Origin of the sequence: Microbacterium sp. 13-71-7 (assembly GCF_002257455.1) — a bacterium.
Lineage (GTDB): Bacteria > Actinomycetota > Actinomycetes > Actinomycetales > Microbacteriaceae > Microbacterium.
Window position 1 is genome coordinate 1 of the sequence record NZ_NCKN01000164.1, and the last position, 9394, is coordinate 9394.

Genomic DNA, 9394 nt, shown 5'->3' on the forward strand with positions numbered 1-9394 from the left:
GCACGCCATAGCGTGCGCTGACAGGGACGACTCGGAGTTGGAAGGGCCCCGCGAGCCTCGCGAGCGGCGTCAGCCCCGCTAGCCGGGCGAACCCGGAGCCAGGCGAGCCCCGCGAGCCGCGTCAGCCCCGCAGGGACCGGATGACCTGTACGGTGCGCAGGGCGGCGTCGGCGGCCTCGGCGCCCTTGTCCTCCTTGGAGCCCGGAAGGCCCGCGCGGTCGAGACCCTGCTGCTCGTCGTCCAGCGTCAGCACGCCGAAGCCGACGGGCTTGCCTGCGTCGAGGGAGACCCGCGTGAGGCCGTCCGTGGTGGCGGCCGAGACGTACTCGAAGTGCGGGGTACCGCCGCGGATGATCACGCCGAGCGCCACCACCGCATCTGCACCGCCGGCGAAGGCGGCCTGCGCGGCCACGGCGAGCTCGAACGAGCCGGGGACCCGCACCAGGCGGTGGTTCGCGCCGGTCTCCTCGAGCACGCGCTGCGCGCCCGCGATGAGGCCGTCCGTGATCGTCTCGTGCCAGGTGCCGGCGACGATCACGACGTTCAGGCCGCTCGCATCGAATCCGCCGGTGGTGGGTGCTCCTGCGCCGCTCATGCGTCGTCTCTTCCGTTCTCCGCGCCGTTCGCCGCCAGGGCCGCGGCGAGTTCGGACTCGCCGATGATGTGGCCCATGCGGTCGCGCTTGGTCTCGAGGTACTGGTGGTTGTTGGGTCCGACGCCCACGATCAGCGGGACCTGCTCGATCACGTCGAGGCCGAGCTGGCGCAGCTGCGCCACCTTGTCGGTGTTGTTCGTGAGGAGACGCACCTTCTTCACCCCGAGGTCGGTGAGGATCCCCGCGGCGGCGGCGTAGTCACGGGCATCGGCGGGGAGGCCCAGAGCGAGGTTGGCGTCGACCGTGTCGAGTCCCTCCTCCTGCAGCGCGTAGGCGCGCAGCTTGTTGATGAGGCCGATGCCGCGTCCCTCGTGGCCGCGCATGTAGATGACGATGCCGCCGTCCTGCTCGATCGCGTCGAGCGCCGCCTCGAGCTGGGGACCGCACTCGCACTTGAGGGATCCGAACGCCTCGCCGGTCAGGCACTCGGAGTGCACCCGCACCAGAGCGGTCTCGCTCGGCTCGCCGGACACGACCGCGATGTGATCGGTGCCGGTGATGCGGTCCTTGTAGGCGAGGAACCGGAACACGCCGTGCGTGGTGGGGACGGTGGCGTCCGCGCGAAGGCTCACGCGGCGCCGGGTGTTGTTCGCGACGCAGTCGGCCTCGTCCCGCGGGTCCGTCTCGTTGAGGTGGGCGATGAGCTGCTCGATCGTGATCACGGGGATCCCGTCGCGTTCGCCGAGCTCCATCAGGCCGGGCAGGCGCATCATGCTGCCGTCCTCGGCGACGACCTCGGCGATCGCGCCCACCGGGCGCAGGCCCGCCAGGCGCATGAGCTCGACGGCGGCCTCGGTGTGACCGCCGCGCTGACGCACACCGCCGTCGACCGCGCGCAGGGGCAGCACGTGTCCCGGGCGGATGAGGTCGGTCGGCACGGTCGCCGCATCCGCGAGCACGTTCAGCGTGCGGGCGCGGTCGGCCGCGCTGATGCCCGTGGTGACCCCCGAGGCCGCGTCCACGCTGATCGTGTACGCGGTGCTGCGGGCGTCCTCGTTGGCCTCGACCATCGGAGGCAGGTTCAGCGCGTCGGCGATGTCGGCCGGCATGGGCGCGCACAGGTACCCGGAGGTCCAGCGCACGGTCCACGCGATCCACTCGGGCGTCGCGAGCTCGGCCGAGAGGATGACGTCGCCTTCGTTCTCGCGGTTCTCATCGTCCGCGACGAGGACGGGACGACCGGCGCGGAGCGACTCCAGCGCCTCTTCGATGGTGGAAAGGCTCATCGCGAGCCTCCTTCCGGTGCGGCGGCGCTGTCGGCGCCTGAGTCTGCGGCACGGAACGCGAGCAGCCGCTCGACGTGCCGGGCGAGGATGTCGGTCTCGAGGTTCACGCGGTCGCCGGCCGAGCGGGATCCGAGCGTGGTCGCCGAGAGGGTCTCCGGGATCAGGGACACCTCGAACCACGCGTCCTGTGCGGAAGGCTCGCTCACGGCGCTCACCGTGAGCGACGTGCCGTCGACCGAGATGGATCCCTTGTCCACGACGAGCGGAGCGAGGTCCTTGGGCAGCGAGATGCGCAGCACGCTCCACTGCGCGCCGGGGCGCACTTCGAGCACCTCACCGACGCCGTCGACGTGGCCCTGGACGATGTGGCCGCCGAGGCGCGCGCCGACCGGCATCGCCTTCTCGATGTTCACCCGCGTGCCGACGGTCGCACCGCCGATCGCGGCCACGTCGAGCGTCTGCTTCATGACGTCGGTGTCGAACGTGTCGGAGGTGGATCCGACGACGGTGAGGCAGACGCCGCTCACGGCGATGGACTCGCCGTGCACCGCGTCGGACACCGCCTTCGGGGCGCGCACGGTCAGGCGCCAGCCGTCGCCGGCGGGCGCGATCGCGGTGATCTCGCCGATCTCCTCGATGATTCCGGTGAACATCAGGCTGCTCCTTCGTTCCGGGAGGTGTTCAGGTCTGCGGGCGCCGGGGCGGCGCCGGTCGATGTCGCCCCGTCGGGCTCCGCGGGGCGCGCGACCACCAGGAGGTCCGCGCCGAGCGGCTGCCACTCGTCCACGACGAGGCGCCGCGCCTCGCCGATCGAGGGCACGCCGATGTCGGTGAGGGCGAGCCTCGGCCCGCCGATCAGCACGGGCGCCAGGTACGCCAGCACCTCGTCGACGAGACCCGCGGCGAGGAATGCGCTGGCAAGGGTGGGGCCGCCTTCGACGAACACGCGCTGGATCCCACGGTCCCGGAGGTCCGTGAGGACGGCGGCGAGGTCGTGCTCGGCGTAGAACAGCGGCGCGTACGGGTGGCGGCGCACGGCGGCGTCGGCCGGGGTCTCCCTGGCGCCGATCACGACGGGCACCGGCTGGTGGGGGAGCAGCGCGTCGCCATCACGGGCGGTGAGGGAGGGATCGTCGGCCAGCACGGTTCCGGTGCCGACGACGATCGCGTCGGCGGCAGCCCGGCGACGGTGCACATCCGCGCGAGCGGCGGGACCGGTGATCCACTGACTGGATCCGTCCGCCGCGGCGGCGCGCCCGTCCAGGCTCTGCGCCCACTTCACGGTCACGTGCGGCCGACCGAGCCGCTGCACGGTGAGCCAGTCGTCGATCAGCGCGTGCGCGGCCTCGGCCTGCTCGCCGGCGACGACGTCGACGCCCGCGGCGCGCATCCGCTCCGCGCCTCCGCCGGAGACCGCTCCGGGATCGTCCAGCGCGTAGATCACGCGGCGGACGCCCGCGTCGATGAGCGCCTGGGCGCACGGGCCCGTGCGCCCGGTGTGGTTGCAGGGCTCGAGGGTCACCACCGCTGTCGCGCCGCGGAGCTGCTCGGGCGAGAGCTTCGAGAGCGCGTCGACCTCGGCGTGCGAGGTGCCGGCGCCGCGGTGCCAGCCCTCGGCGAGCAGGTCGCCCGCGGGGGAGAGGATCACGGCGCCGACCTGCGGGTTGAGCCCCCGGGGGCCGCGGCGTGCGATCTCGAGCGCATGCGTCATCGCCGCCCGCTCCGCCGCTGTCGCCGTCATGTCGCCTTCCTCATCCTGGTCAAGGTCACCGGGGTCGGGCGCACGTCGATCGTGCGTGCTTCCTCTCATCCGGACTCGCAAGCCTTCGCTCGCATCACCGTCGGTCCCGGAATCCCACCGGATCGGCCTCGGATCCCTGTCGGATCCTCGGTTCGCGGACTGTCACCGCCGGTTCGGATTCTCACCGACCCCGGAGCACGTTGTGTTGCTCTCAGCTTAGTCAACGCGCCGGTTCCGGTTTCATTCCGGTGGATGGTTCCGTGACGCCCCATGTCGCGCGCGGGTCACTTCAGCAGCCGGGACAGCCGACGGTCCGCGAGCACCTTGCCGCCGGTCTGGCAGGTCGGGCAGTACTCCAGCGACCGGTCCGCGAAGAACACGCTGCGCACCGTGTCGCCGCACACCGGACATGCTTCGCCGCGGCGGGCGTGCACCTGCATGCCGCGCCGCTTCGCGTCCTTGAGATCGGCCGGAGGCTTGCCGCTCGCCTCCGCCACGGCTTCGCGCAGCGTCGACTGCATCGCGTCGTAGAGCCGGGTGACCTCGGCGTCGCCGAGGCCCCCGGCGGGGGCGTAGGGGGACATCCGGGCGGCGTGCAGGATCTCGTCCGAATAGGCGTTGCCGATCCCGCCGATCACGGCCTGGTCGCGCAGCAGCCCCTTGATCTGGGTGCGCCGCCCGTCGAGCAGCGCCGCGAACACCTCGCGCGAGAACGACGGGTCCAGGGGATCGGGGCCCAGCCGCGCGATGCCGGGCACGTCGGCAGGATCCCGGACGACGTACACCGCGAGGGACTTCTTCGTGCCGGCCTCCGTGAGGTCGAAGCCGCTGCCGTCGTCGAACGCGATCCGCAGCGCGATCGGCGACTTGCCGGGGCGGATCAGCGTGGTGGGCAGAGCGTCGTACCAGCGCAGCCACCCGGCCTTGGCGAGGTGGAACACGAGGTGCAGGTGTGGTTCGGCGTCGCTCCTCAGCGACAGATCCAGGAACTTGCCGTGCCGCTCCGCGCCCTCGATGCGCGAACCCGCCAGCGCGGTCACGGGCGGATCGAAGGTCTTGAGCGCCGCGATCGCCGAGACGGAGGCGCGCGTGATGGTGAGTCCGACCGCGCGCTCCGCGAGGAAGTCGACCAGCCCCTGCACCTCAGGCATCTCCGGCATGCGTTCATCCTGCCACCCGCGTGCGACATCGGGGCGGATCGATCCGGATGCCCGCCGACGCCGCGGCCGGGGCAGGCCCCTCAGCCGAGGTCGATGGGCCAGGCCACCGGTGCGCGGTCGTCCGTCCGCAGGAGCCCCGCGGTCCAGCCGTCGTCCCGGCCGCGCGGGCTGGTCAGGAATCGGCGGTGCGTCCCCTCGAACCGGAAGCCGAGGGCGCGCGCGCTGCGCGCGGACGGGATGTTGCCGACCACGGCACGCCACGTGATGCGGGCGAGCCCGAGCTCGGCGAACCCCCAGTCGATCACGGCGCGCGCCGCCTCGGTGAGGTATCCGCGCCCTCGTGCCGGGGCGGTGACCCAGTATCCGAGCTCGGCGTCGCCGCCGGTCCGATGCTCGACGATGTGGTGCAGTCCGATCGCGCCCACGAGGACGTCGTCCGCGAACACCGCCCACACGGTCTCGGATCCGTCCTCCCACCACTCGCCGATGAGCCGGATGAAATCCTCGGCGTCCTCGCGCGCATAGGGGCTGGGAACCGTCGTCCAGCGCGGGATCTCCGGATCCTGGCACGCCTCGGTGATCGCGTCGGCATCCGCCGGGGTTGGCACGCGCAGGACCAGCCGCTTCGTGCGGAGGGTCTGGGGCTGCATCGGATGCCTCAGAGGGCGATGCGGCGGAGCAGGCCCACCTTGTCGTAGACCGCGGCGAGGGTCCGGTCTGCGACCTCGTCGGCACGGGCGGCGTTGGCCGCGAGGATGCGGTCCAGCTCTGCAGGATCGGCGAGCAGCTCGTTCGCGCGGTCGCGCACGGGCCCGAACTCGTTCACGACGACCTCGGCGAGACCCTTCTTGAAGTCGCCGTAGCCGCGACCCGCGTACTCGTCCTCGATCGACGCGATCTGGCGGCCGGTGAGCGCCGCGTAGATCGTGAGCAGGTTCGAGACGCCGGGCTTGTCCTCCCGGTCGTACCGGACGGAACCCTCGTTGTCGGTCACGGCGCGCATGATCTTCTTCGCGGACTTCGCCGGGTCGTCCAGCAGCCACAGCACGCCCGCGTCGGTCTCGGCCGACTTCGACATCTTCGCGGTGGGGTTCTGCAGATCGTAGATCCGCGCGGTGTCCTTCTGGATCACCGGGATCGGCACGACGAACGTCTCGCCGAAGCGGGAGTTGAACCGCTCGGCGAGATCGCGCGTGAGCTCGACGTGCTGCTTCTGGTCATCGCCCACCGGCACGACGTCGGTCTGGTAGAGCAGGATGTCCGCGGCCATCAGCACGGGGTAGGTGAACAGGCCGACGGAGGTCGCATCGGCGCCGAAGCGCGACGACTTGTCCTTGAACTGGGTCATCCGGCCGGCCTCGCCGAAGCCGGTGATGGTGCTGAGGATCCAGGCGAGCTCCGCGTGCGCGCGCACGTGCGACTGCACGTACAGCGTCGACTGGGACGGCTCGATGCCGGCCGCGATGTACTGCGCGGCGGTGCGACGGGTCTTCTCCCGCAGCTCGGCCGGATCCTGCGGCACGGTGATCGCGTGCAGGTCGACCACCGAGAAGAAGGCGTCGTAGGAGTTCTGCAGGTCCCGCCATTGCAGCAGCGCCCCGATGTAGTTGCCGGCCTGGAGGGAGTCGGCGGAGGGCTGCATTCCGGAGTAGAGGCGGGGTTTCGTCACGGATCAATCCTATGGTGACCGTGACGAGCGCCCGACCGCAGCCCTTCGGTCAGAACGTGTAGTCGACGATCACCGGGGTGTGATCGCTCCATCGCTCGGCATAGGTCGCGGCGCGCGCGACGCGATAGTTCGTCGCGCGGGCGGCGAGGGGCGGCGAGGCGAGATGGTAGTCGATGCGCCAGCCGGAGTCGTTGTCGAAGGCCTGGCCGCGCATGGTCCACCAGGTGTACGGGCCCGCGACCTCGCCGGCCGCGACGCGCCCCACGTCGACCCAGCCGAGGCCCTTGCCGTCGCCCTCCGCCGCGTAGGGGCGGGTGTCGCTGAGCTGCCCGACCATGCCCCGGCCGATGCCCTCCTGACCCACGACGGGCTCGCCGGCGGCGCCGAGGAAGCGGTCGAAGTAGGCGCGCTCACGAGCCAGGAAGCCGGCCTTCTTGACGTTGCCCTTCCAGTTCAGGATGTCGAGGGGCCGATGGCCCACGTTGAGGTCGCCGGTGACGAGCGCGAGGGCGCCGTCGGCGCCGAGCTCCGCCATGCGCACGGTCATGGCGTCCAGGAACTTCCACTTCTCGTCCTGCTTCGGGGTGTCGGCCTCTCCGCTGTGCACGTAGGCGCTGACGACCGTGAGCGGGGTGCCGCCGAGGGAGAAATCGGCCTCGAGCCAGCGCCCCTTCGAGTCGAAGTCCTCGGGGCCGAAAGCGGTGCGCGAGGCGAGGGCCGGCTCGCGGCTCAGCACCGCGACGCCGGCGCGGCCCTTGGCCGTCGCCTCGTCGTGCAGGATCGACCAGCCGGGGAACGCCTCCTCGAGGTGCTCGTCCTGCGCGCGCACCTCCTGCAGCGTGAGCACGTCGACGCCGGCGTCGTCGAGCCAGCCGTGCATTCCGTTGCGGACCGCGGCGCGGATCCCGTTGACGTTGACCGTGGCGATACGCAGGTGGGGCATGGTTCCCAGCCTAACGAGGGCTCCCGACATCGCCGTTCCGGCGTGGAGCCCTGACCTGTCGGCCGCTCTCCGCACGCGTCCCGCCGGGGCGGGATCCCTCCCGACGCGGACCTTCGAGCAGGAGGCCGAGCATGCCCTCCTCGTCCTCCGCGGGGGCGGCGGCCGCCTCGTCCGCGAGCGCGTCGCCCCACTCCTCACGGGCTTCGCGCACCGCGCGGGCCGTCGCGCGCCGCCGCCACCACGGCGCTGTCTCGTGCTCCTGCTCCGCACAGCGCAGCCGCACCTCGGCGGCCAGTACGAGCGCCGCGAGCTCCGCGCGGTGCGCGGCGTCCTCGTCGACCTCCTGCAGGGGCTGATCCCTGTCCTCGGCGGTCAGCGCGATCCAGGCCGCGGCGACGAGGATCACGACCGCCACCCAGCGGCACCAGAGCAGCATCGCGATGATCACGGCGAACGTGGCGAGCAGCGGGTTGTTGGGGGAGTGCGCGAGCAGCAGGCTCGCGCCCAGCTGCAGGACCACGACGGCTCCGCCGCCCAGCATCGATCCGGGCAGGATCGTGCTCCAGGCGAGCCGGGTTCCGGTGAGGAAGCGCACGAGCAGCGCGATCGCGGCGGAGTCGATCGCGAACATCACCACGACGGAGCCCAGTCGCGTCAGCACGTCGAAGGCCGTGGTGCCGAGGTGCCAGCCGAACAGGTCGAACACCTGCCGCAGAGCCCAGACGCCGACGAAGCCGAGGATGGATCCGGCCAGCAGCGCCAGTCCGAAGGCTGCCCCCGCGAGCCCGTCGCGGACTTTCAGCAGCACGAAGCTGCGGTTGTCGTAGGGGAGCCCGAAGATGTCGCGCACCGCGCGGCGCGTGAAGGTGACGGCCGTGATGCCGGTCCAGGCGACGACCCCGGCGGCGACGATGCCGGTGATGCTCAGCACGTTCGTCGCGTCCGAGGCGAAGTCCTGCACGGCGTCGGGATGCACCAGCCCGTTCTCGCCGATGATGCCGTGGATGTAGCTGTTCGCGATCGCCGTCACCAGGGCGATCGCCTGATCGCTGCCGCCGAGCCAGAGCCCCGCGGAGGCGAACGCCATGTAGAGGAGCCCGAACACCGCGAACAGGCCCTGGTAGCTCATCCCGGCGGAGAGCAGGAAGCCGTTGCGCTGCAGGAATCGCCGCCACACCCGGATCGGGAAGGCCCGCATCGTGCGGCGGGTGATCGCCGCCGCCCGTTCGATGGGCGCCTCGAAGCGCGTACGCAGCTCCGGCTCCGAATCCACCACGCTCTCACCCTAGCGAGTGCTCCGGGGCCGCCCGCGGCCGGTGGGGGAGACGAGGAGAGGCGCCACCCGCACGGGGTGGCGCCTCTCCTGAGCCGCGGAAACGGATCCGGTTACGGACGGCCGCGCAGCACGGCCTGCTTGACCTCGGCGATGGCCTTGGTGACCTCGATGCCGCGGGGGCACGCCTCGGTGCAGTTGAAGGTCGTGCGGCAGCGCCAGACGCCCTCCTTGTCGTTGAGGATGTCGAGGCGCACGTCGGCGGCGTCGTCGCGCGAGTCGAAGATGAAGCGGTGCGCGTTCACGATCGCGGCGGGGCCGAAGTACTGCCCGTCGGTCCAGAACACGGGGCAGGACGAGGTGCACGCGGCGCACAGGATGCACTTGGTGGTGTCGTCGAAGATCGCGCGGTCGGCGATCGACTGCACCCGCTCCTTGCCCTTCTCCGGCTCGCTGGTGGCCAGCAGGAACGGCTTCACCTCGCGGTACGCGGCGAAGAACGGATCCATGTCGACGACGAGGTCCTTCTCGAGCGGCAGGCCCTTGATCGCCTCGACGTAGATCGGCTTGGAGATGTCCAGGTCCTTGATCAGCGTCTTGCAGGCGAGCCGGTTGCGGCCGTTGATGGCCCAACGACCACGCTCAATCTGGGTACCGTGACCACAGGGTTCACGGCAATGCTGCTGCCTAAGATAGTCAATGGGGGCATCTACCTGGGAATGAACTT

Annotated in this window: 10 protein-coding genes; all 10 read right to left on the reverse strand. The window is 71.3% G+C overall.

The genetic code is table 11. From position 1 onward, the window contains the following. Positions 1-121: 121 nt before the first annotated feature. Positions 122-595, reverse strand: coding sequence for a 6,7-dimethyl-8-ribityllumazine synthase (gene ribH / locus B7X32_RS14700; RefSeq protein WP_292721103.1), 474 nt, complete (start codon positions 593-595; stop codon positions 122-124). Then, positions 592-1881, reverse strand: a complete 1290-nt coding sequence (gene ribA, locus B7X32_RS14705) for a GTP cyclohydrolase II (protein WP_292721105.1) — start codon at positions 1879-1881, stop codon at positions 592-594. The genes ribH and ribA overlap by 4 nt, the downstream gene beginning before the upstream one ends. After that, positions 1878-2534 carry a riboflavin synthase gene (locus B7X32_RS14710; RefSeq protein ID WP_292721108.1) on the reverse strand — a complete coding sequence of 219 codons (657 nt, stop codon included), beginning with the start codon at positions 2532-2534 and terminating at the stop codon, positions 1878-1880. The genes ribA and B7X32_RS14710 overlap by 4 nt, the downstream gene beginning before the upstream one ends. Next, on the reverse strand, positions 2534-3622 hold the full coding sequence (gene ribD / locus B7X32_RS14715) for a bifunctional diaminohydroxyphosphoribosylaminopyrimidine deaminase/5-amino-6-(5-phosphoribosylamino)uracil reductase RibD (RefSeq protein WP_292721110.1): 1089 nt from the start codon (positions 3620-3622) through the stop codon (positions 2534-2536). Before ribD ends, B7X32_RS14710 begins: the two co-directional genes overlap by 1 nt. Positions 3623-3906: 284 nt before the next feature. Then, on the reverse strand, positions 3907-4782 hold the full coding sequence (locus B7X32_RS14720) for a DNA-formamidopyrimidine glycosylase family protein (RefSeq protein ID WP_292721112.1): 876 nt from the start codon (positions 4780-4782) through the stop codon (positions 3907-3909). A gap of 80 nt (positions 4783-4862) precedes the next feature. After that, the gene (locus tag B7X32_RS14725; protein WP_292721115.1) at positions 4863-5432 is read right to left on the reverse strand and encodes a GNAT family N-acetyltransferase; all 570 of its coding nucleotides are present in this window, start codon (positions 5430-5432) and stop codon (positions 4863-4865) included. A gap of 8 nt (positions 5433-5440) precedes the next feature. Continuing rightward, on the reverse strand, positions 5441-6451 hold the full coding sequence (gene trpS / locus B7X32_RS14730) for a tryptophan--tRNA ligase (protein WP_292721118.1): 1011 nt from the start codon (positions 6449-6451) through the stop codon (positions 5441-5443). Between the two features lie 49 nt (positions 6452-6500). Then, positions 6501-7394: an exodeoxyribonuclease III gene (locus B7X32_RS14735; protein ID WP_292721121.1), complete on the reverse strand. Its 894-nt coding sequence runs from the start codon at positions 7392-7394 to the stop codon at positions 6501-6503. Positions 7395-7404: 10 nt separating this feature from the next. Beyond that, the gene (locus tag B7X32_RS14740; RefSeq protein ID WP_292721124.1) at positions 7405-8670 is read right to left on the reverse strand and encodes a YihY/virulence factor BrkB family protein; all 1266 of its coding nucleotides are present in this window, start codon (positions 8668-8670) and stop codon (positions 7405-7407) included. Between the two features lie 110 nt (positions 8671-8780). After that, a partial coding sequence (gene sdhB / locus B7X32_RS14745; RefSeq protein ID WP_292721127.1) for a succinate dehydrogenase iron-sulfur subunit occupies positions 8781-9394 on the reverse strand: 614 nt, incomplete at its 5' end.

What these genes read in the sequence shown, in the direction of transcription:
- B7X32_RS14725 (WP_292721115.1), bottom strand. Translation starts at nt 5,432, where the DNA reads ATGCAGCCCCAGACCCTCCGCACGAAGCGGCTGGTCCTGCGCGTGCCA.
- B7X32_RS14735 (WP_292721121.1), bottom strand. Translation starts at nt 7,394, where the DNA reads ATGCCCCACCTGCGTATCGCCACGGTCAACGTCAACGGGATCCGCGCC.
- ribA (WP_292721105.1), bottom strand. Translation starts at nt 1,881, where the DNA reads ATGAGCCTTTCCACCATCGAAGAGGCGCTGGAGTCGCTCCGCGCCGGT.
- ribH (WP_292721103.1), bottom strand. Translation starts at nt 595, where the DNA reads ATGAGCGGCGCAGGAGCACCCACCACCGGCGGATTCGATGCGAGCGGC.
- B7X32_RS14710 (WP_292721108.1), bottom strand. Translation starts at nt 2,534, where the DNA reads ATGTTCACCGGAATCATCGAGGAGATCGGCGAGATCACCGCGATCGCG.
- ribD (WP_292721110.1), bottom strand. Translation starts at nt 3,622, where the DNA reads ATGACGGCGACAGCGGCGGAGCGGGCGGCGATGACGCATGCGCTCGAG.
- B7X32_RS14720 (WP_292721112.1), bottom strand. Translation starts at nt 4,782, where the DNA reads ATGCCGGAGATGCCTGAGGTGCAGGGGCTGGTCGACTTCCTCGCGGAG.